The organism is Cupriavidus sp. TMH.W2 (genome assembly GCF_050847365.1).
Lineage (GTDB): Bacteria > Pseudomonadota > Gammaproteobacteria > Burkholderiales > Burkholderiaceae > Cupriavidus.
This window is the reverse complement of record NZ_CP193792.1, coordinates 2,633,650-2,657,910: the sequence shown is the minus strand read 5'-3', so window position 1 is coordinate 2,657,910 and position 24,261 is coordinate 2,633,650. Positions and strand designations below refer to the sequence as shown.

Below are 24,261 nucleotides of genomic sequence, written 5' to 3'. Positions count from 1 at the left end.
CGGCGGCACGTTGCAACCGTCGGTGCAGGGCGCACCCTGCTTCCCATTCGCTGCCCAGGCGAGCGGCAGGCGCAAAGAACTTCACGCCAGAGAACTTGCGCTTCCTCGTGGTAGTGCCCACTGACTTCGCCAGTCGCGCAAGATGGAATGGTTGGGCGCAGTGTAGCGCGAGGCGGGCGCCCGCCGCAAGCCGTCGGCCCGCCAGCCAAGCGCTGGCAAGGGCTGGCCAGCAACTTGCTGTTGCAAAGTCGTAATGCGGGTTTACACGAAACCGGTATCGGTCTCCGTTACAATCGCGGCCATGCCAAACTTTGTCTGGACCCTGCGGGTGTACTGGGAAGACACCGACGCGGGCGGCGTGGTGTTCTACGCCAATTACCTCAAGTTCTTCGAGCGCGCCCGCACCGAGTGGCTGCGCTCGCTCGGCATCGAACAGCAGGCGCTTGCCGACGAGGCAGGCGTGGTGTTTATCGTCCGCAGCACGGCGGTGGACTACAATGCGCCCGCCCGGCTGGATGACCAGCTTGAGATCCGCACGCGCATCGACCGGGTCGGCCCGGCTTCGGTGCAGTTCACCCAGGAAGCCTGGCGTGGCGAACTGATGCTTGCCACCGGCGCGATCCGCGTCGGGTGCGTCGACAGAAGCACTTTTCGTCCCGCCCCGATCCCCGACCCCGTTCTAGCTACCATCAAGTCAGCACGATGAATCCCGTGACCGTCACGCAAGACCTGTCGATCGTAACGCTGGTGCTCCACGCCAGCCTGCTGGCGCAGGCCGTCATGGCGCTGCTGCTCGTCATGTCGCTGTTTTCGTGGACCTATATCTTTCGCAAGCACCTCGCGGTGCGTGCCGCGCGCAGCCAGACCGAAGGGTTCGAGCGCGACTTCTGGGCCGGCGGCGACCTGCAGGCGCTATATAACAGTGCCGTCAACAACCGCCACAACACCGGCGCGCTGGAACGGATCTTCGAATCCGGCATGGGCGAGTTCCTGAAGGCGCGCGAGCGCGGCAACGAGGCCGGCGCGCTGCTGGATGCGGCGCGGCGCGCCATGCGCGCGGCCTACCAGCGCGAGATGGACGTGCTCGAATCGCACCTGCCGTTCCTGGCGTCGGTCGGTTCGGTGAGCCCGTATATCGGCCTGTTCGGCACGGTGTGGGGGATCATGAACGCGTTCCGCGGTCTGTCGAATGTGCAGCAGGCGACGCTGGCATCGGTGGCCCCCGGTATCGCCGAGGCCCTGGTGGCCACCGCGATCGGCCTGTTCGCGGCCATTCCGGCGGTGATCGCCTACAACCGCTATGCCACGGAAATCGACCGCCTGGCGATCCGGTTCGAGAGCTTCATGGAAGAGTTCCTGAACATCCTGCAGCGGCAGACCCGCTGACCGTACCCAATACCAGCGGTCCGGGCGCCAGTCCGGGCCGGCGTTTCCAGGAGTCCTGCAATGGCAGCCATTCAGCGCCGCGGCGGCTCGCGCCGCCGGGCCAGCGCCGAGATCAACGTCGTGCCGTATATCGACGTCATGCTCGTGCTGCTGGTCATTTTCATGGTGGCCGCACCGATCGTGAGCCCCGCCACCGTCGACCTGCCCACCGTGGCCAATGCCACGCCGCAGCAGAAGGCGCCGCCGATCGTGGTCACCGTGCATGAAAGCGGCCAGCTGACCGCGCGCGGCAAGGACAACGCCGGCAATGCCTTCGAGCGCAAGCTCGACAAGCAGGGCCTGCTCGACTTCGTGCACCAGCGCCAGAACGAGAACCCGGACCAGCCGGTGGTGATTGCCGCCGACCGCTCGGTCAAGTACGAGGCAGTGCTGGACGTGATGTCGATCCTGAAGGCCGACGGCGTCAAGCGCGTTGGCCTGATGGTCAAGTCCAAGACCTCCTGACGCATTGAAGCGCCTATCCGATTGCCGTTGCGCCTGATGACGACCGCCGCCGCCCATCCCTACCAGCCGGTCAAGGAGCGGGGAACCCTGCGTTCCTTCCTGCTTGCGCTCCTCATGCACGTGATGCTGGTCATCGTGCTGTATTTCGGCGTGCACTGGCAGAGCAGCACCCCGGTCGGCGCGGAAGCCGAGTTGTGGGAAGAGATCCCGGCCGTCACCGCGCCGCCGCCGCCGCCGATATCGCGGCCGGAGCCGGTGGTGCAGCCGCGTCCGGCCCCGCCGGCGCCCGAGGTGAAGAGCAAGGTCGAGGAAGACGCCGACATCGCGCTGGAGCGCCAGAAGCGCCGGGCCGAGGCGGCCGCGCGCGAAGAGGCCGAGCACAAGCAGGCGGCTGCCCGCAAGGAAGCCGAGCGCAAGGAGGCGGAACGCAAGGAGGCTGCCGCGCGCAAGGAAGCCGAACAGCGCGAAGCCGAGCGCAAGGAAGCCCAGCGCAAGGACGACGCGAAGAAGAAGGCCGTACAGCAGCAGGAACAGCAGCGCAAGGAACTGGCCGAGCGCAAGGAAGCCGAACGCAAGGAAGCGGACGCCAGGGCCAGGGCCCAGGCGGACGCGAAGGCCAGGGCCGATGCCAAGGCCAGGGCGGATGCCGAGGCCAAGGCCAAAGCCAGGGCGGATGCCGAGGCCAAGGCCAGGCACGAGGCCGCGGCCAATGCCCAGCGCAAGAGCGAGCTGGCGCGCCTGCAGGCGCTGGCCGGCGGCTCCGGCGCTGGCGGTGGCGGCGTGGGCAATACGGCCGGCGCGGGCGCCGGCGGCGGTGGCAAGGCGTCGCCGGGCTATGCCGACCGCGTGCGCCGCCGCGTCAAGCCGAACATCGTCTTTACCGAGGACGTGCCGGGCAACCCGACGGCGGTGGTGTCGGTGCAGCTGGCGCCGGATGGTTCGCTGCTGTCGGCGCGGCTGTCCAAGTCCAGCGGCGACTCGGGCTGGGACAATGCTGTGCTGCGCGCGGTCGAGCGCTCCGACCCGCTGCCGCGCGATGAGAACGGCAAGGCGCCGGCCAGCTTCACCATTACCTTCCGGCCGAAGGACTGAGTGGCCTGCGCGGCATGATTTGCAACATAATGCAACCTTCACCGCCGGGTCTTGGTCCCAGCGCTAGCATGACAGGTTGCCTGACGCAGCCGACAGTGTGCGGGTCGCACGCGGACGGGGCATGCGCCACGCGCTGCCATGCCATCTTTGCCCGTGTTGCCGATTGCCTGTCGTGCCCGACGAAACTTGAAATCGACTGAGGAGCAGCATGCGAAAGCTTTGGGCCCCCAACTGGCTGTCCGCGAGGCGGCACAACGCAAACCAATCCGCATCTCAACGCGCTACCCGGCCGGCCCCCCTGGCTGGCCGCCGCGCGCTGATGGCCTGGCTGGCCGCGGCAATGACGATGGCGGCCGGCGCCGCGCACGCGCAGCTCAACGTTGAGATCTCCGGGGTCGGCTCCAGCCAGATCCCTGTGGCCACCGCCAATTTCCAGGGCGAGGCCCAGGCCCCGCAGAACCTGACGGCGATCATCCGCTCCGACCTGGCGCGCAGCGGGCGGCTTCGCAATGTCGACCCGGGCGGCGCCACCGTGGCGGAATCCGCCAATGTCGACCTGGGCAGCTGGAAGTCGCGTGGCGCCGATGCCTTCGTCGCCGGCAGCGTGACTCCGGCCGCCGGCGGCAATTACGACGTGCGCTTCCGCCTGTACGACACCGTCAAGGGCCAGAGCCTGGGCGGCCTGGCGTTTACCGTCAGCCAGTCCCAGCTGCGCGTGACCGCGCACAAGATCGCCGACTACATCTATGAAAAGCTGCTGGGCGAGCGCGGCGTGTTTGCCACGCGCCTGTCCTACGTGTCGAAGGTGGGGGGCCGCTACCAGCTGCTGATTTCCGACTCGGACGGCCAGAACGCGCAGGTGGCGCTGACCAGCAACGAACCGATCATCTCGCCGTCGTGGTCGCCGGACGGCGCGCGCGTGGCCTACGTCTCGTTCGAGTCCAGGAAGCCGGTGGTGTACGTGCATGACCTGGCCAGCGGCAAGCGCACGCTGGTGTCGAACCAGAAGGGCAACAACAGCGCGCCGTCGTGGTCGCCCGATGGCCGGCACCTGGCGCTGGCGTTGTCGCGCGACGGCAATACCCAGGTCTACCAGGTCAATGCGGACGGCTCCGGCATCCGCCGGCTCTCGCGCAGCAGCGCCATCGACACCGAGCCGCAGTACTCGCCCGACGGCAAGAGCATCTACTTCACCAGCGACCGCGGCGGTGCGCCGCAGATCTACCGCATGCCCGCTTCCGGCGAGGATGGCGGCGCCGCGCAACGTGTCACCTTCAAGGGCAGCTACAACGTGAGCCCGCGCATTTCGCCGGACGGCAAGTACCTGGCGTACATCTCGCGCACGGGCGGCTTCAAGCTGCAGCTGCAGGACCTGTCCAACGGCGACGTGACGTCGCTGACCGATACGGCCAACGACGAAGCGCCCAGCTTCGCCGCCAACGGCAAGTACATCCTTTATGCCACCCGCGTGGGCGGCCGCGCGGTGCTGGCGGCGGTGTCCACTGACGGGCGTACCCGGCAGGTTCTGTCCCTCCAGTCCGGCGATGTTCGCGAGCCGTCCTGGGGTCCTTTCATGCAATAACAGGAGTCATTCACCATGCCCCAACTGATGACCAAAACCCTTGCCGTTGCCGCGTTGCTGGCCCTCGGCGCCTGCAGCTCCGGCGTCAAGCTGGACGACACCGCCAAATCCGGCGCCGGCGCTGGCGGCACGGGTGCCGATGCCCGCGCCGTCACCCCGGTGACCGCCGCCGACCCGCTGAACGACCCGAACGGCCCGCTGGCCAAGCGCAGCGTGTACTTCGACTTCGATAGCTACTCGGTCAAGCCCGACTACCAGGGCATGCTGGGCGCGCACGCCAAGTACCTGTCGGGCAACCAGGGCCGCAAGATCCTGATCCAGGGCAACACCGATGAACGCGGCACCAGCGAGTACAACCTGGCGCTGGGCCAGAAGCGCGCCGAAGCCGTGCGCCGCTCGCTGGCCTCGATGGGTGTGCCTGACACCCAGATGGAAGCCGTGAGCCTGGGCAAGGAAAAGCCCAAGGCCACCGGCCACGATGAAGCCTCGTGGGCCGAAAACCGCCGCGCGGACATCAACTACTGATCTGTGGACAGCCTTTCATGAAAGCACGCGTTTCCACCCTGTTGTGGCTCGCCGCCGTTGCCGGCGGCGGCATGCTGCCGCTGTCGCACGCGCATGCCGGCGTGTTCGACGATGACGAGGCCCGCAAGGCCGTCATCAGCCTGCGCGACCAGTTCAACGGTTTCCAGGCGACCGCGACGCAGCGCATCGAGCAGAACAGCCGCACCACGCTCGACATGCAGAACCAGCTCGAGGGCCTGCGCCAGGAAGTGGCGCGGCTGCGCGGCCAGAATGAAGTGCTGCAGAACACGGTGGACACGCTGCAGAAGCAGCAGAAGGACTACTACGCCGATCTCGATGCGCGCCTGAAGAAATTCGAGCCGCAGCAGGTCACGGTCGACGGCCGCGAAGGCCTGTCGCAGCCCGGCGAAAAGCCCGAATACGATGCCGCGCTCAAGCAGTTCCAGGCGGGCGACTTCAAGAGCGCCGGGAGTGCGTTCTCGGCGTTCGTCAAGAAGTACCCGCAGAGCCCCTACCTGCCGTTGGCGCAGTACTGGCTCGGCAACTCGCTGTACGCGCAGCGCGACTACAAGGGCTCTACCGCGGTGCTGCAGAACATGATCAACGCCAACCCGACGCATCCCAAGACGCCGGACGCGATGATCGCGGTCGCCAACAACCAGCTCGAGACTGGCCAGAAGGCGGCCGCGCGCAAGACGCTGGAACAGGTGGTGGCCAAGTATCCGGGCACCGAAGGCGCGCAGGCGGCCAGCAACCGGCTGAAGACGCTGAAGTAACACCGGAAGCGGCCGGCTCGTCCGGTCCTCTGTCTGCAAGGCCCGCTTCGGCGGTAATGCCGTTCAGTTAACCACCGTCGTTCCCGCGCAGGCGGGAACCCAGTGACTTCATCCCCAAAGGGGACGTGAAAGACCCTGGATTCCCGCCTGCGCGGGAATGACAGTAGCGTTTGATACCTTAACTGAACGGCATTACCGCTTCGGCGGGCCTTTTTCTTGGGGCGCGTTAAAATATCCGATTCGCCTGAATGTTTTGCGCGCCGACACGGCGCTCCCCATCATGACCAAACGCGCCATCGTCCTGCTGTCCGGCGGACTCGACTCCGCCACCGTACTCGCCATGGCCCGCGCCCAGGGCTTCGAGACCTATGCGCTGTCGATGCGCTACGGCCAGCGCCACTCCTCCGAACTGGACGCCGCCAGGCGCGTGGCGGCCGCGCTGGGCGCCACCCGCCACGAGATCGTCGACCTGGACCTGCGCCGCTTCGGCGGCTCGGCGCTGACCGACGACGCGCTGGAGGTGCCGACCGACGGCGCTTCCGGCGGCATCCCCGTCACCTACGTGCCGGCGCGCAACACCATCATGCTGTCGCTGGCGCTAGGCTGGGCCGAGGCCGTCGGCGGGCGCGACCTGTTCTTCGGCGCCAATGCGGTCGACTACTCCGGCTATCCGGACTGCCGCCCGGAATACGTCGCGGCCTATGAAACGCTGGCGAACCTGGCCACCAAGGCGGGGGTCGAGGGCGACCGCTTCCACGTGCATGCGCCCATCATCGACATGACCAAGGGCGAGATCATCCGCGCCGGCATCGCGCTGGGTGTGGACTACAGCCTGACAGTGTCGTGCTACCAGGCCGACGACGACGGCCGTGCCTGCGGCGTGTGCGATTCGTGCCGCATCCGCCGCGCCGGCTTCGAGGCCGCCGGCGTGCCCGACCCGACCCGCTACCAGGCTGCCGCCTGATCACTAGCCGCCGTCCACGCCCCCGACATGCCTGATATCGACCTTGCCGCGCTCTCGCGCACCGTGCTGCTGAGCACGTTCGTCCTGACCTTCCTGTTTGGCGCCGTGCTGCAGCGCACGCACTTCTGCACCATGGGGGCGGTCTCTGACATCGTCAACATGGGCGACTGGAGCCGCATGCGCATGTGGGGGCTGGCGATCGGCGTGGCCATGATCGGCACCGGCGTGCTGGCCTGGGCCGGCGCGATCGACCCCACCAAGACCATCTATACGGCCAGCAAGCTGGGCTGGCTGTCGGCGTTGGCCGGCGGGCTGATGTTCGGCTTCGGCATGGTGCTGGCGTCGGGCTGCGGCAGCAAGACGCTGGTGCGCATCGGCGCCGGCAACCTGAAATCGCTGGTGGTCTTTGTCTTCCTGGGCCTGTCGGCCTACATGACGCTGCGCGGGCTGTTCGGCGTCGTGCGCGTAAATACCGTCGATGCGGTGACGCTGGCGCTGCCCACCACGCAGGACCTGCCGTCCGTGCTGGCGCAGGGCACGGGGCTCGCGCGCGGCGCGCTGCAGTTGGGCCTGGGACTGGTGCTGGGCGGCGTGCTGGTGGCGTGGGCGCTGGCGGGCCGCGGGTTCCGGTCGTTCGACAACCTGCTGGGCGGCATCGGCGTGGGCCTGATCATCGTGGCGATGTGGTACGTGTCCGGCCACCTCGGCTATATCGCCGAAGACCCCAACACGCTCGAAGAATTGTTCGTCTCGACCAACAGCGGCCGCATGGAAAGCCTGAGCTTTGTCGCGCCCTACGCCTATACCCTCGACTGGCTGATAATGTTCAGCGACAAGAGCAAGGTGCTGACGGTCGGCATCGTCAGCGTGTTCGGGGTGATCGCCGGCGCGGCCGTCTGCGCACTGGCCACGCGCACGTTCCGCTGGGAAGGCTTTGGCAATGCCGAGGACGTTGCCAATCACATGGTCGGCGGCATCCTGATGGGCGCCGGCGGGGTGACCGCGCTGGGCTGCACCGTGGGGCAGGGCCTGTCGGGCGTATCGACGCTGGCGATCGGCTCCTTCATCGCGCTTGCCGGTATCCTGGCCGGGGCGGTGCTGGCGTTCCGCTACCAGATATGGCGCCTGGAGCGCATGGTCTGAGGCGGGTAGCCGCGCCGAAGGCTTGACACATCGGGAATCGCGTCACTATAATCGCGGTTCTGTTTTTTCGGGTCGTTAGCTCAGTCGGTAGAGCAGCGGACTTTTAATCCGTTGGTCGCGTGTTCGAGTCACGCACGACCCACCAGCATTTCGAAGGGCCTGTGGCACAAGTCACAGGCCCTTTTTGCGTCTTCTGGCATGCCCCGGCAGCAGGTGGTGCTTTAACTAGTTCGAGTTAGAGACTTAGGCCTGCCTGCGCAGCACAATGGGTCAACCGCGGCGTGTGGACCGCGGTATCTGGGAGCGGCCGCGAGACACGGCCCCCACAAGACCCTATGCGGCGAGCAGGCGTTTCCTTGCCGGCCAGCGGGCACGTGCTGCGCATCATCTGGCCGTTCGTTCCGGTTGTCGTTGCGCTGGCGTTGTTCAGCATCGCCAGCCTGGACCTGTTGTCGGCCGCGCGCGCGTTTGTCGCGGGCGAGAGCCAGTGGTCCAGGGGGCAGAAGAACGCCGTGCTGCATCTGATGCGCTACGGCGAGGAGCGCGATCCTGAGGATTTCAATGCCTATCTGGAGGCGATCGCCATCCCGCTGGGCGACCACCGCGCGCGCCAGGAGCTCGACCGCGACGAACCCGACCAGGAGCGCGTGCGCGAGGGACTCCTCGCCGGCGGCAACGATCCCGAAGACATTGCGCGGATGGCCCGGCTGTACCGCAATTTCCGCAATGTCCGGGAGGTCGATGCCGCGATCCGCGTCTGGGCGGCAGCCGACACTGAAATCTTTGCCCTGCACGAACAGGCACTGGCGCTGCGCCGCCTGGCCGCCCAGCCCGGTTGCGGTAACGAGTGCGTGGCGCCGGTGCTGCGCCACATTGCACAGATCGACGGCAGGCTGACGCCGCTGGAGCGGGCTTTCTCGGGCCATCTTGGCCGGGCCTCGCGCCGCGTGACCCGCTTGCTCACCACCGGCAGCGCGGTGGTGGCGGCCGCGCTGCTGATGTCGGCGATCCTGCTGTCGCTGGCGCCGTTGCGGCGCGAGCGCCGGCTGCGCGAGGCACTGGCGCACCGTGAAGAGCAACTGCAGCTGGCGGTGGAGGGCAGCAACGACGGGCTCTGGGACTGGCACCTCGGTCGCGGCGAACTGTATTTTTCGCCGCGCTGCGCGCAGATGCTGGGCTACCGCGGCGACGAGCTGCCGCATGCGCGCGAAACCGTGCTGGGCCTGCTGCATCCGTCCGAGCTGTCGGCCTTCGAAGAAAAGCTGGCGCGGCACCTGCGCAGCGGCGAGCCCTATGATGCCGAATTCCGCCTGCGCAACCGGGCTGGCGACTACCTGTGGGTGCGCGCTCGCGGCCGGCTGGTGCGCGGGGCAGGGCGCCGGCGCGCGCGCATGGCGGGCTCGCTGACGGATATCTCCGACCACAAGCGTTACGAGACCCAGCTCTTTGCCGAGAAGGAACGCGCCCAGGTCACGCTGCAGGCCATCGGCGACGCCGTGGTGACGGCCGATGTGTGGGGACGCGTGCAGTCGCTCAATCCCGCGGCCGAGGCCCTCACCGGCTGGCGCGAAGCCGAAGCCCAGGGCCGGCCTCTGAGCGACGTCTGCATGCTGCGCGACGAGGAAAGCCTGGCGCCGCTGCCCGATATCGTGACGCTGGCGCTGCGCCAACGCTGGCGCAGCGGGTCGGCGCAAGTGGTGCAGCGCATCGGGTCCGGGCAGCCCGGCCAGGCGCTGGCGGTCAAGCCTTCGGTGGCGTTGATCCGCGACCGCGCCGCGCAGGCCATCGGCGTGGTGGTGGTGCTGCACGACATCAGCCAGGAGCGGGCGCATGCCGCGCGGCTGGCGCACGAGGCCAGCCACGACGCGCTGACCGGGCTGGTCAACCGCGCCGAGTTCGAGCGCCGGCTGGGCGCGGCGATCGCGCGGGCACGCGCGCAAGGCGTCCCCCATACGCTCATGTACCTGGATCTGGACCAGTTCAAGGTGGTCAACGATACCTGCGGCCATGCCGCTGGCGACGAGCTGATCCGGCAGATGGCGGAGGTGATGCGCAGCCAGCTGCGGCGCAGCGATACGCTGGCGCGCCTCGGCGGCGACGAGTTCGGCGTGCTGCTGGAGCATTGCGGCACCGCCGATGGCGAACGCGTGGCCGAAGCGCTGCGCCGTGCCATCGCGAGCTTCCGCTTCGCCCATCGCCAGCGCACCTTCGCGGTGGGTGTCAGCATCGGCCTGGTGATGATGGACCGGCAGACCGGCAGCGTGGCCGAGGCGCTGAGCGCCGCCGACGCGGCCTGCTACGTGGCCAAGGAAGGCGGGCGCAACCGCGTGCAGGTCTACCATCCCATGGACAGCGTGGTGCAGGCGCGCCATGGCGAAATGGAGTGGGTCAGCCGCGTGCATGCGGCGCTGGCGGCCGGCCGCTTCTGCCTGTTCGCGCAGGAGATCGTGCCGGTGCAATATGGCGCGCTGCCGGAGACGAGCCGCCACGTGGAACTGCTGCTGCGCATGGTCGACGAACGCGGCCGGCTGGTGCCGCCGATGGCCTTCGTGCCGGCCTGCGAGCGCTACAACCTGATGCCGATGATCGACCGCTGGGTGGTTGAGACGGCGTTCGGCGCGCTGGCGGGACGGCAGGCGGAGATCGCCACCTGTGCGATCAACCTGTCAGGCTCGTCGCTGGCGGACATCCAGTTTCCCGATTTCGTGCGCGAGCAGGCGCAGCGCTTTGGCATTGCGCTGGACGGCATCTGCTTCGAGATCACGGAAACCGCGGCGATCGCCAACCTGGCGCAGGCCGGCGCGTTCATCCTGCAGCTGCAGCAGCTGGGCTGCCAGTTTGCGCTGGACGACTTTGGCGCGGGCATGTCGTCGTTCACCTATCTGAAGCACCTGCCGGCGGCCTACCTGAAGATCGACGGCAGCTTCGTGCGCGACATGCTGGCTGATCCGGTCAACCTGGTGATGGTCGAGGTGATCCAGCGCATCGGCCACGCCATGGGCAAGAAGACCATTGCGGAATTCGTCGAGAACGAAGCGATGCTCGAGCGCCTGCGCGAGCTGGGCGTGGACCTGGCGCAGGGCTATCACATTGCGCAGCCGGTGCCGTTCGCCCCGGCCGGCCCCGAGGCAGGGGAACGACTGGCGCTGGTGGGTTGAACTGCCGGGCACCGGGTCAGCGAAGCCGCATCAGGGAACCAGCGGATCGCGGAAGCCGGTATCGGTGGCGGTGGCGGTGGCGGTGGCGGTGCCGGCCGGCGCTGGCTTCGGCATGGTCGCGGAGGGCACCGCCTGACTCCTGGCATCGCGCCAGGTGTTGTAGGCCCAGTAGGCGGCGCCAGCCACCATGCCAACCTTGGACAGCTTCCAGGTCCAGCGCAGCACCCGCGTGCGCTTGAGCAGCGGCAGCGCCAGCGTCACCGCGGTGCTCAGCAGCGGGTAGTCCCTGGTCATGCCGACTACCTTCATCCACGAGCCCGGACGGGCGATGCGCGGCAGCCAGCTGCTGAGGGCGCTCAGGCGCTGCGTGCTGCCGCGCACGGCGTGCAGGGCCTGCAGGCAGTCGTGGCGTTCCAGGGCGGCGCGGGTCAGCAGCAGTTCCTTGCGCACTGCCAGCGGCAGGCGCACCTCTTGCGTGAACCGGGCCCGCCTCGGGCGTTCGCGGCGGGGGCGTCCGGTCGTGCTCTCGTCGGATTCCAGGGGGCTCATCGGCGCAGGATCTCCCGGTCTTTGTCGATTTCGGCGAGCGTGGCCTCCAGCATCGGCGGGGCGTTGCGCACCAGGTTGCGTGCATACGCCAGGCAAATCGCGCACAGCAGCAGGTAAAGGACCGTCAGTGCGCCCAGCGCCTGCCAGCGGTAGCTATCCCAGAACAGGATGGCGACCAGCCCGGTCAGGGTGACCAGCCCGATGCCGAAGAACACCAGGCCGAAGCAGGCCAGCAGCGCGACCTTCATCAGGCGCGCGCGTTCCTCGGCAAGCTCCACGCTGGCGAGTTCAAGGCGGGTCTGGATCATTGCCACCAGCGAGCCGGCCAGGTTGCGCACGGAATCAAGGAACTTGGGGGAAGGAGGGGATTCGCTCATGCGGCTCCGGCGTGAAAGAGCGGCGCGCCGGCGTTGCCGTGCGCGCCTTTCCAGCAGGCGGGGCCGGTGCGCCCGCGTGTGTCGCCAACATGCGGGCGCACCGGCCACTGGCAACCCGATGACCGGGTTGCCGCTCTGGCGCGGCAGCAGCGTGCCGCGCCGGGTTGGCACCGCTTACTTGCGGTTCAGCAGCAGACCGATCAGCAGGCCCACGCCGGCCGCCACGCCTACGGCGCGCCACGGGTGGTCGTGCACGTAGTCATCGGTGGCGCGCGCGGCGGCCTTGCTCTTGGTCACGACGGCGTCTTGCAGGTCCTGGGCCTTTTCCTTGGCTTGCTTGAGCAGGCCCATGCCACGCTCGCGCAGTTCGGCGGCCTTTTCCCCGGTGGTCGAGGCGGCTTGCTTCAGCAGTTCCTCGGCGTCGGACAGAACGGTCTTGACATCGCTCATCAGTTTCTCCTGTTTGCGGGCGGATGGTTCGGTTTGTGCGGATTCTGACATTTTCTACGCTCCGAGGCTAATGGCAATTGTCGGACTGATACTTAGCATATGTGGCGGGCGGCCGCGGTTTCAAGGCTACACGCCAGCGTGCGGGCCGCTTCGGTGCCTGGTATCGCCAGCATGCCCGAAAGCCGGCGTCGTGAATGTCAGAAAATGTTTATATGGCTTCGAGTGATTTTGTAGTGACTTTATATTCGTTTGGGTTGGATATCAATCCAGTTACTCTGGTTCCACCCCGAAATCAGGAGAACAGAACAAACGAACGCGGCCCCGCGAAGGCGGGGCCGGCGTGCAAGACAGGTGTTTTATCGACGGGGGCAGCCTCGTCGTCTCCTTGGTAGTGTGCTTGGCCCGGCTTTACCTCCGGGCCTTTTTATTCCAGAGCGCCTGTCCGAAAGTTGCGGGCTGCGATCAGAAGAAGGCCTGCAGGCCGGTCTGGGCGCGGCCCAGGATCAGCGCGTGGATGTCGTGGGTGCCTTCATAGGTGTTGACCACCTCCAGGTTCACCACGTGGCGGATCACGCCGAACTCGTCCGAGATGCCATTGCCGCCCAGCATGTCGCGCGCCACGCGGGCGATGTCGAGCGACTTGCCGCACGAGTTGCGCTTCATGATCGAGGTGATTTCCACCGCGGCGGTGCCTTCGTCCTTCATGCGGCCCAGGCGCAGGCAGCCCTGCAGGCCCAGCGTGATCTCGGTCTGCATGTCGGCCAGCTTCTTCTGCACCAGCTGCGTGGCGGCCAGCGGGCGGCCGAACTGCTTGCGGTCCAGCGTGTACTGGCGCGCGGTATGCCAGCAGAACTCGGCGGCGCCCAGTGCGCCCCAGGCGATGCCGTAGCGGGCCGAGTTCAGGCAGGTGAACGGGCCCTTCAGGCCGCTCACGCCCGGCATCAGGTTCTCTTCCGGCACGAACACCTGGTCCAGCACGATTTCGCCGGTGATCGAGGTGCGCAGGCCAACCTTGCCGTGGATGGCCGGTGCCGACAGGCCCTTCCAGCCCTTTTCCAGGATAAAGCCGCGGATCGCTTCCTTGCCGTCGTCGCCCTGCAGCTTGGCCCAGACCACGAATACGTCGGCGATCGGCGAGTTGGTGATCCACATCTTGGCGCCGGTCAGCTCGTAGCCGCCATCAACCTTCTTGGCGCGGGTGACCATCGAGCCCGGGTCGGAGCCGTGGTTCGGTTCGGTCAGGCCGAAGCAGCCGATCCACTCGCCGGTGGCCAGCTTGGGCAGGTACTTCTGCTTCTGCGCTTCGGTGCCGAATTCATGAATCGGCACCATCACCAGCGACGACTGCACGCTCATCATCGAGCGGTAGCCCGAATCCACGCGCTCCACTTCACGCGCGATCAGGCCGTAGCTGACGTAGTTCAGGCCCGGGCCGCCGTACTGTTCCGGGATGGTGGGGCCGAGCAGGCCCAGTTCGCCCATCTCGCGGAAGATCTCCACGTCGGTCTTCTCGTTGCGGAACGACTGAAGCACGCGCGGCATCAGCTTGTCCTGGCTGTACGCCGCTGCGGCGTCGCGCACCATGCGTTCTTCGGCGGTCAGTTGCTGGTCCAGCAGCAGGGGGTCGGCCCAGTGGAATTCGGCGTTGGCAGCCATGCAGGTCTCCTTCGGTAGCGCGGCGGAAGCGTCGGGCGGGTCGGCTCAAATGCCGCTGGCCGCGCCGGCGTATCCGGAAATCATGACGGGATCGGTGATCGTGCGGAGGATTTTCTTGAGATCCTTGAAGTTCCGCATTGCGGAACTGTGTTCCGTTGAATTAGTATATCGCAATGGGTTTGCCATGCAACTGGCAAAACCCCCGACTTCCGTGCCTTTGTGCGATGAGCGGACACCCGCCGACCTGAGAGGAGCCGCCCTTGACCCGCCCTGCCACCAGCCCGCCACTTTCTCCCGATGCCGCGCCGCCGGGCCCGGCGCGAGAGAGCGATCCCAACTTCGTCACCGCGCTGGCGCGCGGACTGGAGCTGCTGCGCTGCTTCCGCACCGGCGAGGCCATGCTGGGCAACCAGGACTTCGTGCGCCGCACGGGTTTCCCCAAGGCGACCGTAAGCCGGCTGGCGGGCACGCTGGTGCAGCTGGGCTACCTGCGCTATGACGAGAGCCTGGGCAAGTACGCGCTGGATGCCGGGGTGCTGGCGCTGGGCTATGCCTACCTGTCGGCGTCCGACGTGGTGTCGCTGGCGCGCCCGCATATGCTGGCGTTCGCGCAGGCGTACGGGGTCTCGGTGTCACTGGGCAAGCGCGAGCGCATGGAAGTGATCTACCTGGAATCGATCCGCAACGACGCCGGCGTGATGCTGGGGCTGGGCGTGGGGTCGCGGCTGTCGCTGGTGTCGAGCTCGATGGGGCGGGCCTACCTGGCCGCATTGCCTGCGCCGCGGCGCGAGCGCGTGATGGCGGAATTCAGCCAGGCGTTCCCGGAGCAGTGGAAGCAGCAGGAGGCCGCCACCCGCGCGGCCCTGGCCGAGGCGCAGCAGCGCGGCTATGCGGCGTCGTTCCGGGACTGGCATCCGGCGATCCACGCATGTGCGGTGGCGTTCCGGCCGGTGGGGGAGAAGGAGTTGCACATGCTGAGCTGCAGTGCTTCTTATGGGACGGTGGATGAGGCCGTGTTTCACCAGACTCTGGCGCCGGCGTTGCTGGCGCTGGCGGGCAGGTTGTCGGAGCCGGGGGGGTGAAGGTTTTTCGGTGTGGTGCCCAGGTGGTATGCGGTCGGCCTGGGCTCTTGGCGGGTTTTCTGCTCGTTGGCTTGCTTGGGTATGTCGGTCGGGTTCCCTGTTGTCGTAGGTTTAACCGCCTGGTTCCGCCCTGCTGGGCGGGTCACTTTTTGGCCGAGCGCCAAAAAGTAACCAAAAAACGCGTCGCCTCAGGCGGCTGGCCACCAATTCCACGGCGGGGGTGGTTCCAGCGGCGCTGATTTCCGTTCGACGGGGTAGGTAGTTCAACCCTGCTACGCTCCCGGGATGTGCCTTGCGTCCAGGGACTATTGGACGAACCCGACTTTAGGCCGTTGGCAGCCTGCTAACGAAGTGATCGGTAGGACGCCTACGGCTGCGCTGCGCGCACTCAGTATCGTAGGTCGGGGGCTCGGGCACGGAGTGCATCGCTGCGCTCGCACGGCGTTGTCGCGGATGATGTCGGGCCAACAGCGAAAATCAGGAAGAGGTCCGCAGCTCTGCCACGTTAGGGCGTGCGCGCAGCGCAGCCGAAGGCGTCCGACCGACGCGATGGTTAGGAGGCTGCCAACCGCCTAAAGTCGGGTTCGTCCAATAGTCCGTTGATGTGGGCACAGACAGGGTGCGTAGCAGGGTCGAACCACCACCCCCATGGACCGGAAATCACCGCCGCTGGAACCACCATCGCCGAGGAATGGATGGCCAGCCGCCAGAGGCGACGCGTTTTTGGTTACTTATATGAACGCGCCCCGGTTTGCAAGGTAAAGCCAACATCAGGCTTGGACAGGATTGGCTGCAGACTTATATCCGGCCTTGCGGTGCAGGCCTGGCCTGCAGGCCCTGATGGATTTCGCCGGGAGTGTCCCTATCTTTTGGCCGTGCTTTGAGCACCAGTAACCAATTGGGCTTGCACTCCCGCGGTCCAACCTGTTTTGCCATCACGTGGACATTACCCTCGCAACCTGTGGACGGGTTCCTTGCTTGCTAGCTCAGGCCTGCCCGCTAGGCAGGCCTGACCGAGACGTAGTCTCGGTCATAGGTGCGGTCGTGGACCAACAGGGCCCAGATGGTACGCACCGTCTTGTTAGCCAGGGCAACAGCCGCGACGTTTTTCGGCCGTCGCTGGGCGAGCATCAGGCTCCAGCCGGGCTGGTTCTTTCTGCGCAGATGACTCAGCACGACCCGAGCGCCGTGAATCAGCAAGGTGCGCAGATAGGGGTCGCCGCGTTTGCTGATGCCGCTCAGCCAGACCTTGCCGCCGGTGCCGGTCTGTTTGGGCACTAGGCCAAGATAAGCCGCCAGTTGGCGCCCGGACTTGAAGGTGTGCGCGTCGCCAATGGTGGCAACCATGGCCGTGGCGGTAAGCATGCCGATGCCGGGAATGGCCAAAATCGTTTTGCAGGCCTGACTTTGCCGACCCCAGGTATCAATGCGTTGATCCAGGCGAGCTATCTCTTGATCGAGCCGTTCGATGCTTTGCAATTGTTCGCGCACGAACTCGAACAGCAAGGGCGGCACGTCCTGTTCGATTTCGTCCATTCGTTGCACGATTTCCTGCAGGCCAATCCGTAGCCCGGGACGGATCCGGATTCCGAACTCAAACAACGTGCCGCGCAATTGGTTGACCAGCATGGTGCGCATCTTCACGCGCAGCTGGCGCATGGCGTGCAGGCTGAGCACGCACTGTTGCGGCTCGGTCTTCGGGGCCACGAACGGCATCCCGGGCTGCTGCGCCGCGGTCCAGATAGCCTTGGCATCGGCCGCATCGGTTTTGTTCGTCTGCACGAACGGTCGCACGTACCTGGCGTGCAGCAGCACTGGCTCATGACCCAAGGCTTGCAGTTGGCGGGCCCACCAGTGCGCGCTGCCACATGCTTCGAGCGCGATACGTCCGGGCTCGCGATTCGCGAGAAACTCCAGCAGCTTGGGCCGGCTGAAGCGGCGGTTGGAACACTTGCCGGAAGGCTCGACCCAATAGAGCTGGAAGACAGTCTTTGCAATATCCAGGCCGTAAGTCGTAGTATTCATCTCGGGTCCCTCCATCCTCGCGTGGTTGGTGACACTCCCACTCTGGCACATCGATGCCGTTTCGTGATGGGGGACCCGCCTATCCTGTCACGTTTCCCCGGATGCACAACTGAACTACCGGCGCCTTTGATCGGAGGGCCGGGGCGCGTTCATTCCATCTTTTGTCGCTCGGACAAAAGTGACCCGCCCAGCAGGGCGGAACCAGGCGGTCCAACCTACGAAAACATCGAACCCGCCCGACATAACCAAGCAAGCCAACGAGCAGAAAACCCCGCCGGCTACCCCGGCGTAACAACCCACGCCTGCCAAGAGCGAAAACCTACCCTAACCCTCAACCCTCAAAGATCCGTCCGCAACCTCCACAACTCTGGAAACAACACCACATCCAGCATCCTGCGCAGGTAACTGACGCCCTCGGTCCCGCCAGTCCCACGCTTGAAGCCGATCACCCGCTCGACCGTGGTCACATGCCGGAAGCGCCATTGCCGGAACGCATCCTCCAGGTCGACAAACTTCTCGCCCAGTTCATACAGCTCCCAGTGCGCGCCCGGGTTGCGATAGACCTCCAGCCACGCGGCTTCGACCGAAGCGTTGTAGGCCGTAGGCTGGGTCCAGTCGCGCTCGACGCAATCCGCATCGATGGCGAAGCCGCGCCGCGCCATCAGCCGGATCGCCTCGTCATAGAGGGACGGCGTCTTCAGCGCGGCTTCCACCAGCGCAAGGTGCTCTGCCCGGTGCGCATGCGGCTTGAGCATGGCCGCGTTCTTGTTGCCGAGGATGAACTCGATCTCGCGGTACTGGTAGGACTGGAAGCCCGAGGACATGCCCAGATAGGGCCGCATCGCCGAGTACTCCGGCGGGGTCATCGTGGCCAGCACATTCCACGCCTGCACCAGCTGGTCCATGATGCGCGACACCCGCGTCAGCATCTTGAACGCCGGCGGCAGGCTGTCGGCCTTGACCGACTCGCGCGCGGCGCGCAGCTCGTGCAGCATCAGCTTCATCCACAGCTCGGTGGTCTGGTGCTGCACGATAAACAGCATCTCGTTATGGTCCGGCGAGAGCGGGTGCTGCGCGCTCAGGATCTGGTCCAGGCCGAGGTAGTCGCCATAGCTCATGTCCCTGGCGAAATCCAACTGCGCGCCGTGCCAGCCTTCGCCTTGCGGCGCAGCCTGGCCTGCGGTGCCGGCAGCGCCGGAGAAGGGGCATCCCTTGAATTCACTCATGATGCGCTCCCGATCATCAGGTCACCTGGCCGCGTGTCTGGAAGCGCGCGTCGCGATAGGCGCCGCTGTCCAGCACATCGCGCAGGATTTCCACAGCATCCCATACCTCGGCGAAGCTGGTGTAGAGCGGCGTGAAGCCGAAGCGGGCGATGCGCGGCTCGCGGTAATCGCCGATCACGCCGCGCTCGATCAGGGCCTGCACCAGTGCGTAGCCATCCGGGTGCTCCAGGCTGACCTGGCTGCCGCGGCGCGCGTGCTCGCGCGGGGTGACCAGCGACAGCGGGTGGTGGCCGCAACGGGTTTCCACCAGCTGGATGAACAGGTCGGTGAGCTGCAGCGACTTGGCGCGCAGCGCCTTCATGTCGGTCTGCGCGAACACGTCCAGGCCGCATTCGACCATCGCCAGCGAGGTGATCGGCTGGGTCCCGCACAGGAAGCGGCGCACGCCGTCGACCGGACGGTACTGCGGGTCCATGGCGAACGGCGCGGCGTGGCCCCACCAGCCCGACAGCGGCTGCCAGAAGGCATCGCGCAGCGCGTGCGCGACCCAGACAAAGGCGGGCGAGCCCGGGCCGCCGTTCAGGTACTTGTAGGTGCAGCCGATGGCGTAGTCGGCGCCGGCTGCCTTCAGGTTGACCGGCACGGCGCCGGCGGAATGGCACAGGTCCCACACCGTCAGCGCGCCGCGGGCGTGGGCCAGCTCGGTGAGCGAGGCCATGTCCAGCATCTCGCCGGTCTTGTAGTTGACGTGGGTGAGCATCAGCACGGCGGTGTCGGCGCCCACGGCGGCGTCGATCTCGGCCGGCGAGTTCACCAGGCGCAGCGAATAGCCTTGCTGCAGCAGGTCGGCCAGGCCCTGCGCGATATACAGGTCGGTGGGGAAGTTGCTGGCCTCCGACACGATCACCTTGCGCGCCGGGTCGCGCGTCTGCTGCACGCGCAGCGCCGCGGCCAGTACCTTGAACAGGTTGATCGAGGTGGTGTCGGTGACCACCACTTCATCCTGGCCGGCGCCCACCAGCGGGGCCAGCTTGTTGCCCAGCCGCTGCGGCAGCTCGAACCAGCCGGCGGTATTCCAGCTGCGGATCAGGCCGTCGCCCCATTCCTCGGTCACCACCTGGGCGGCGCGCGTGGCCGAGGCGCGGGGGCGGGCGCCCAGGGAGTTGCCGTCGAGGTAGATCACGCCCTCGGGCAGCGCGAACTGGTCGCGCAGCGGGCGCAGCGGGTCTTGCTGGTCGAGCCGGATGCAGTGGTCGCGGTCAAATGTCGTCATGTCGTCGCTTGGGCAGGTGTGGTTCGTGAGGGGTTCAGTCGAGGCTGCGCAGCACGGCGCGCACCGGGCTGGCGTCGAGCCCGGCAAAGCGCAGCGGCAGCGCGATCAGTTCGTAGTCGCCGGCATCGACTTCATCCAGCACGATGCCTTCCAGGATGGCCAGCCCGTGGCGGCGCACGGCGTTGTGCGCGTCCATGGTCTTGGATTCCTGCGGATCGAGCGACGGCGTGTCGATGCCGACCAGCTGCACACCGTGCGCGGCCAGCAGCGCGATGGTTTCAGGCGCGACCGCACAGAAGGCCGGGTCCCACTGTGCCAGCGGCGCCTGGCGGTAGGTGCGCAGCAGCACGCGCGGCGGCAGGCCGGCCAGCGCGTGTTCGATATGGCGCGGCTCCACCCGCGGCGCAGCGCCGATGCAGTGGATCACCCGGCAGGTGCCGAGATATGGCGTAAGCGGCACGGCGCCGATCGGCGCGCCATCGGCGGCGTAGTGCAGCGGCGCGTCGGCGTGCGCGCCGGTGTGCGGCGACAGGGTGATACGGCCCACGTTCACCGGGCAGTGCTCGTCCATCTGCCATGCCGGCGCTTGCTGGAATGGCGTGTCGCCGGGCCAGACCGGGGTCGCGGGGGAGAGCGGCGGGCTGATGTCCCACAGCCGGCGCGGGACTTGATTGGGGGCGGTCATAGGGTGGGCGGCGCCGTCTCGGAGCGCCGTTTCTGTCTGCCTCGATGTCGGGAATCATAGTCAAAATCGGCGGCAAGAGGCTTGCTAAATGGGCCGTCGATGGATGCATCTTTCGCATAAAATGCGAAGAACTGATGATTTGTCGAAGGAAATTCGAATGAACCTCGATCCCACCGATTTGCGCATCCTGACCTGCCTGCAGGAGAACGGCCGCATCAGCAACCAGGACCTGGCCGACCGCGTGGCGCTGTCGCCTTCGGCATGCCTGCGGCGGGTGCGCCTGCTGGAAGAGTCAGGGGTGATCGGCGGCTATCGCGCCTGGTTCGATGCCGAGCAGCTGGGGCTGGAGCTGGAGGCCATCGTGCAGGTGTCGATGCGCCACGACGTGGAAGGCTGGCACGACACCTTTATCGCCGCGGTGCAGTCGTGGCCGGAAGTGCTGTCGGCGTACATCATTACCGGCGACAGCAACTACATCCTGCGGGTGCAGGCGCGCAACCTGAAGCACTACTCGGACTTCATCGTGAACCGGCTGTACCGGACCAAGGGCGTGATGGATATCCGCTCGAATATCGTGCTGCAGCGGATCAAGGTGGACAGTTCGCCGCTGGCGATCCTGAAGGCTGGCGCCGACAGTCAGCGCTGATGCAGCGCAATCAGCTGGCGCAGGGTTTCCTTGAGCAGCGCGCCTTGCTGCGTGCCGAAGTCGTTCAGCACGGCGCGCTCGTGCTGCGCCGCGCGCTCCAGCAGCGGCTGGGCCACCGCCACGCCGCGGGGCGTGATCGAGATCAGGGCCTGGCGGCGGTCGGTCTTGCCGGCGCGGCGCCTGACCAGGCCGCCGGCGGCCATGCGGTCGACCAGCTTGGTCAGCGTCGGCTGCTTGGTCAGCGTGATCTCGGCCAGCATGCCGATGGTGCAGTCGGGGCGGTCGGCCAGCGTGGCCAGCACGCGCCACTCCTGCACGGACAGGCCGCTGGCTTCCACTTCGCGATGGAATTCGCCCGAGATCAGGTGGCTGGCGCGGGCCAGCAGGTAGGCCAGGTAGCCGTCGACGAAAGGCAGGGATGATGCTGCAGGCAGTTCCGCCATGATGGGCCCGTTGCCGTTCAGAGATCGAGCGGGGCGGTGGTGGTGAACTGGCCGCCCTGGAATACCAGCGGGCCGTCTCCGCCATCGAGCACGCCGCAGCGTTCCACTTCGCCGACAAAGATGACGTGATCGCCCTCGTCGTAGCGGCTGCGGTTGTGGCATTCGAACCACGCCAGCGCATTGGACAGGACCGGCAGGCCGTTGGCCGAGAGCCGGTAGTCCACGCCGGCGAAGCGGTCGCCCTTGAGGGTGGCGAAGCGCTGGCACAAGTCCAGTTGAGAGGCCGACAGCACATTGATGATGTAGTGCGTGCCGTCGCGGAACATCGGCAGGCTGTTGGCGCGCGAGGCCATACTCCACAGCACCAGCGGCGGCTGCAGCGACACCGAATTGAACGAGCTGGCGGTGATGCCGATGAACGGCGGCGCGCCGGCGGCGACCGACTGGTTGCTGGCGCGCGTGGTGATCACCGTGACCCCGGTCGCGAACTGCGACAGGGTGCGGCGAAAGTGCATCGCATCGAAGTCGGGCGCGGCGGCTGCGCTGGCCATCCGTGGCTGGGCCTCAGGCATCCCCATGGGGGCTCCACTGGAGTTCATGAAATTTCATATATATTATTCGCGCCAGGGGCTGCGAGTTCAAGTCCGGCGCCGCACATGGCGCGCCGCGGACGTGGGCTGGCGCACAAAGCAGGGCGGCCGTGCCGCCCATAAAACAACAAGCAGGAGACAAACGTCATGCTCATCGAGCAGATCGAACACCGCTGGCTGGCGGCGTTCCGGCGCACGCTGGAACTCTGTGCCCTGCAGGGCGGCGATGTCGTCGGAATTGTAACGGAGTCGCAATCCCGCCCTGTCAACGTGGCCTTGGCCGAGCTGGCCGTGCAGTCGCTGGGCGCCACGCCGGTACGCATCCAGGTGCCGACACCGCCACTGAGCGCGCCCGCGCCGGTGCGCTCGACCGGCGCCAGCGATGCCTTGCAGAACCTTGCCCCGGTGGTGGCGGCGCTGTCGCGCTGCCACCTGGTGCTGGACTGCACCGTGGAAGGCCTGCTGCATGCGCCGGAGCTGCCGCTGATCCTGCGCGGCGCCGACGGCGTGGTGCCGCGCATGCTGATGGTCAGCAACGAACACCCCGAGATCCTTGAACGTTGCCAGCCCGACCCGGCGCTGGAAGGCACCGTGCGCGCGGCGATGAAGCGCCTGCGCGGCGCGCGCGAGATGCGCGTGCATTCGGCCGCCGGCACCGAGCTGCGCATCGGCCTGGCCGATGCGCGCGTGGGCGGGGTCTGGGGCTTCTGCAACAAGCCCGGCCAGGTCTCGCACTGGCCCGGCGGCCTGTGCCTGGCGTTCCCGGCCAGTCGCCAGGTCAACGGCACGCTGGTGCTGGCGCCCGGCGACGTCAACCTGACCTTCAAGACCTACCTGCGCGATACCGTGGTCTGCCATATCGAGGACGACTATATCGTCGGCGTCGAGGGGCAGGGCGTGGATGCCGACATGATGCGCGGCTATTACCAGGCCTGGGCCGACCGCGAGGGCACGCGCGATGCGTATGCGGTTTCGCACGTCGGCTGGGGCCTGAACCGGATGGCGCGCTGGGATGCGATGACCTTCTACGACAAACGCGACTGCAACGGCACCGAGCTGCGCGCGTTCGCCGGCAACTTCCTGTTTTCGACCGGCGCCAACGAGGTGGCCGGGCGGCATACGCTGGGCCATTTCGACCTGCCGCTGCGCAACTGCACGGTATCGCTGGATGGCCGCGCCGAGGTGGAAGCAGGCACGCTGGCGGAGGTGGCCGCATGAGCGCAACAGCGACGACAGCGACAATGGAACGCCACGCCAACGGCATCGCCACGCTGGCCTGGGGCGATGGCCCGGTGGCCGTGGTGATGCTGCACGGCATCGGCGGCGGCAAGGCGGCCTGGCCCGCGCAGGGCGAGGCGCTGGCGCAGGCGGGCTACCGCGCCGCGGCCTGGGACATGCCCGGCTACGGCGACAGCGCCCTGATCGACCCCTATGACTTCGACGGACTGGCGCGGGCGCTGGCCCCATTGCTGCAGGCCGAGCGCGACACCGGCCGGCGCGTGGTGCTGCTGGGCCACAGCATGGGCGGCATGGTCGCGCAGCAGGCCTGCGCGGCCACGCCCGCGCTGATCGACGGCATGGTGCTGTCGGGCACCTCGCCCGCCTTTGGCAAGGGCGACGGGCCATGGCAGCGCGAGTTCATCGCCGCGCGCACCGCGCCGCTGGACGCCGGCAAGACCATGGCCGAGATGGCCGCCGGGCTGGTGCGCACCATGGTCGCGCCCGATGCCGATGCGCAGGCTGTGGCCTTCGCCACGGCGGTGATGGCGGCGGTGCCGGCGCCCGCCTACCGCGCGGCGCTGGGCGCGCTGGTGCGCTTCAACCAGCGCGACGCGCTGGCGCGCATCGCGGTGCCGGTGCTGGCGCTGGCCGGGCAGCACGATACCAATGCCGCACCCGAGGTGATGGAGCGGATGGCGCAGCGCATTGCGGGCGCCGAGTACCGCTGCCTGCCGGATGTCGGCCACCTGGCATGCATGGAGCGGCCCCCGCTGTTCAACGCGGCGGTGCTGGATTTCCTGCGCCGGCGCTTCCCCGTGCACTGAACCGCGCCACCTTCCGGCAACGCTAAACAAGAACCACCGCCGCGCCGCCGCCCCGCATCCGGCGCGCGCAGGAACACAGGAGAC

At 67.2% G+C, this 24,261-nt stretch carries 24 protein-coding genes, 1 tRNA gene and 1 riboswitch; of the genes, 15 read left to right on the top strand and 10 right to left on the bottom strand.

Translation table 11 applies throughout. The features are described from left to right. Positions 1-45: 45 nt before the first annotated feature. A riboswitch (ZMP/ZTP riboswitch) is annotated at positions 46-147 on the bottom strand. 154 nt (positions 148-301) lie between these two features. From ybgC to ACREYQ_RS12160, 11 genes are all read left to right on the top strand, one after another. Continuing rightward, a complete protein-coding gene (gene ybgC / locus ACREYQ_RS12210; protein ID WP_432257854.1) occupies positions 302-706 on the top strand; it encodes a tol-pal system-associated acyl-CoA thioesterase in 405 nt (134 codons plus the stop codon). Next, positions 703-1,386, top strand: coding sequence for a protein TolQ (gene tolQ / locus ACREYQ_RS12205; RefSeq protein WP_208647542.1), 684 nt, complete (start codon positions 703-705; stop codon positions 1,384-1,386). Before ybgC ends, tolQ begins: the two co-directional genes overlap by 4 nt. Before the next feature lie 60 nt (positions 1,387-1,446). Continuing rightward, positions 1,447-1,890: a protein TolR gene (tolR, locus tag ACREYQ_RS12200; protein ID WP_115012730.1), complete on the top strand. Its 444-nt coding sequence runs from the start codon at positions 1,447-1,449 to the stop codon at positions 1,888-1,890. Between the two features lie 36 nt (positions 1,891-1,926). Then, on the top strand, positions 1,927-2,982 hold the full coding sequence (gene tolA, locus ACREYQ_RS12195; RefSeq protein WP_432257853.1) for a cell envelope integrity protein TolA: 1,056 nt from the start codon (positions 1,927-1,929) through the stop codon (positions 2,980-2,982). A 208-nt stretch (positions 2,983-3,190) separates the two neighbouring features. Next, positions 3,191-4,564, top strand: coding sequence for a Tol-Pal system beta propeller repeat protein TolB (gene tolB, locus ACREYQ_RS12190; protein ID WP_432257852.1), 1,374 nt, complete (start codon positions 3,191-3,193; stop codon positions 4,562-4,564). A 15-nt stretch (positions 4,565-4,579) separates the two neighbouring features. Then, positions 4,580-5,089 carry a peptidoglycan-associated lipoprotein Pal gene (pal, locus tag ACREYQ_RS12185; RefSeq protein ID WP_432257851.1) on the top strand — a complete coding sequence of 170 codons (510 nt, stop codon included), beginning with the start codon at positions 4,580-4,582 and terminating at the stop codon, positions 5,087-5,089. Positions 5,090-5,106: 17 nt separating this feature from the next. After that, the gene (gene ybgF / locus ACREYQ_RS12180; protein WP_432257850.1) at positions 5,107-5,865 is read left to right on the top strand and encodes a tol-pal system protein YbgF; all 759 of its coding nucleotides are present in this window, start codon (positions 5,107-5,109) and stop codon (positions 5,863-5,865) included. A 280-nt stretch (positions 5,866-6,145) separates the two neighbouring features. Then, the gene (gene queC / locus ACREYQ_RS12175; RefSeq protein WP_432257849.1) at positions 6,146-6,829 is read left to right on the top strand and encodes a 7-cyano-7-deazaguanine synthase QueC; all 684 of its coding nucleotides are present in this window, start codon (positions 6,146-6,148) and stop codon (positions 6,827-6,829) included. 27 nt (positions 6,830-6,856) lie between these two features. Beyond that, complete coding sequence (locus ACREYQ_RS12170; RefSeq protein ID WP_432257848.1) at positions 6,857-7,972, top strand: YeeE/YedE family protein; 1,116 nt, start codon at positions 6,857-6,859, stop codon at positions 7,970-7,972. A gap of 69 nt (positions 7,973-8,041) precedes the next feature. Then, positions 8,042-8,117: transfer RNA gene (locus ACREYQ_RS12165), tRNA-Lys, on the top strand. A gap of 190 nt (positions 8,118-8,307) precedes the next feature. Beyond that, a complete protein-coding gene (locus ACREYQ_RS12160) occupies positions 8,308-11,130 on the top strand; it encodes an EAL domain-containing protein (RefSeq protein ID WP_432257847.1) in 2,823 nt (940 codons plus the stop codon). Positions 11,131-11,160: 30 nt separating this feature from the next. On the opposite strand, the gene ACREYQ_RS12155 is transcribed toward ACREYQ_RS12160, so the two are convergent. The 4 genes from ACREYQ_RS12155 to ACREYQ_RS12140 all read right to left on the bottom strand — a co-directional run bounded on the left by ACREYQ_RS12155 (position 11,161) and on the right by ACREYQ_RS12140 (position 14,162). Further along, positions 11,161-11,679: a DUF3318 domain-containing protein gene (locus ACREYQ_RS12155; RefSeq protein WP_432257846.1), complete on the bottom strand. Its 519-nt coding sequence runs from the start codon at positions 11,677-11,679 to the stop codon at positions 11,161-11,163. After that, positions 11,676-12,056, bottom strand: coding sequence for a phage holin family protein (locus tag ACREYQ_RS12150; RefSeq protein WP_432257845.1), 381 nt, complete (start codon positions 12,054-12,056; stop codon positions 11,676-11,678). The genes ACREYQ_RS12155 and ACREYQ_RS12150 overlap by 4 nt, the downstream gene beginning before the upstream one ends. Before the next feature lie 174 nt (positions 12,057-12,230). Then, positions 12,231-12,557, bottom strand: a complete 327-nt coding sequence (locus ACREYQ_RS12145; RefSeq protein ID WP_340526281.1) for a DUF883 family protein — start codon at positions 12,555-12,557, stop codon at positions 12,231-12,233. Positions 12,558-12,968: 411 nt separating this feature from the next. Then, positions 12,969-14,162 carry an acyl-CoA dehydrogenase gene (locus tag ACREYQ_RS12140; protein ID WP_432257844.1) on the bottom strand — a complete coding sequence of 398 codons (1,194 nt, stop codon included), beginning with the start codon at positions 14,160-14,162 and terminating at the stop codon, positions 12,969-12,971. A gap of 260 nt (positions 14,163-14,422) precedes the next feature. Here ACREYQ_RS12140 and ACREYQ_RS12135 point away from each other — a divergent pair, with 260 nt between their 5' ends. After that, positions 14,423-15,244 carry an IclR family transcriptional regulator gene (locus ACREYQ_RS12135; protein WP_432257843.1) on the top strand — a complete coding sequence of 274 codons (822 nt, stop codon included), beginning with the start codon at positions 14,423-14,425 and terminating at the stop codon, positions 15,242-15,244. Positions 15,245-16,243: 999 nt separating this feature from the next. Here ACREYQ_RS12135 and ACREYQ_RS12130 read toward each other — a convergent pair. From ACREYQ_RS12130 to kynB, 4 genes are all read right to left on the bottom strand, one after another. Next, positions 16,244-17,269, bottom strand: a complete 1,026-nt coding sequence (locus ACREYQ_RS12130) for an IS110 family transposase (RefSeq protein ID WP_432257737.1) — start codon at positions 17,267-17,269, stop codon at positions 16,244-16,246. A 338-nt stretch (positions 17,270-17,607) separates the two neighbouring features. Continuing rightward, positions 17,608-18,495 carry a tryptophan 2,3-dioxygenase gene (gene kynA, locus ACREYQ_RS12125; protein ID WP_432257842.1) on the bottom strand — a complete coding sequence of 296 codons (888 nt, stop codon included), beginning with the start codon at positions 18,493-18,495 and terminating at the stop codon, positions 17,608-17,610. A 16-nt stretch (positions 18,496-18,511) separates the two neighbouring features. Then, positions 18,512-19,768 (bottom strand): kynureninase, encoded by a 1,257-nt coding sequence (gene kynU, locus ACREYQ_RS12120; protein WP_432257841.1) that lies wholly within the window; start codon positions 19,766-19,768, stop codon positions 18,512-18,514. Between the two features lie 34 nt (positions 19,769-19,802). Then, positions 19,803-20,453 (bottom strand): arylformamidase, encoded by a 651-nt coding sequence (gene kynB, locus ACREYQ_RS12115; protein ID WP_432257840.1) that lies wholly within the window; start codon positions 20,451-20,453, stop codon positions 19,803-19,805. Between the two features lie 157 nt (positions 20,454-20,610). Between kynB and ACREYQ_RS12110 the strand changes: the two genes are divergently transcribed. Next, positions 20,611-21,099 (top strand): Lrp/AsnC family transcriptional regulator, encoded by a 489-nt coding sequence (locus tag ACREYQ_RS12110; RefSeq protein ID WP_432257839.1) that lies wholly within the window; start codon positions 20,611-20,613, stop codon positions 21,097-21,099. On the opposite strand, the gene ACREYQ_RS12105 is transcribed toward ACREYQ_RS12110, so the two are convergent. Further along, complete coding sequence (locus tag ACREYQ_RS12105) at positions 21,090-21,542, bottom strand: MarR family winged helix-turn-helix transcriptional regulator (RefSeq protein ID WP_432257838.1); 453 nt, start codon at positions 21,540-21,542, stop codon at positions 21,090-21,092. The genes ACREYQ_RS12110 and ACREYQ_RS12105 overlap by 10 nt on opposite strands. 17 nt (positions 21,543-21,559) lie before the next feature. After that, positions 21,560-22,120, bottom strand: coding sequence for a flavin reductase family protein (locus ACREYQ_RS12100; RefSeq protein ID WP_432260404.1), 561 nt, complete (start codon positions 22,118-22,120; stop codon positions 21,560-21,562). Positions 22,121-22,279: 159 nt separating this feature from the next. On the opposite strand from ACREYQ_RS12100, the gene ACREYQ_RS12095 reads away from it, so the two are divergent. Next, the gene (locus tag ACREYQ_RS12095; RefSeq protein WP_432257837.1) at positions 22,280-23,350 is read left to right on the top strand and encodes a peptidase M29; all 1,071 of its coding nucleotides are present in this window, start codon (positions 22,280-22,282) and stop codon (positions 23,348-23,350) included. After that, positions 23,347-24,177, top strand: a complete 831-nt coding sequence (locus ACREYQ_RS12090; RefSeq protein ID WP_432257836.1) for an alpha/beta fold hydrolase — start codon at positions 23,347-23,349, stop codon at positions 24,175-24,177. The genes ACREYQ_RS12095 and ACREYQ_RS12090 overlap by 4 nt, the downstream gene beginning before the upstream one ends. Positions 24,178-24,261: the final 84 nt, after the last annotated feature.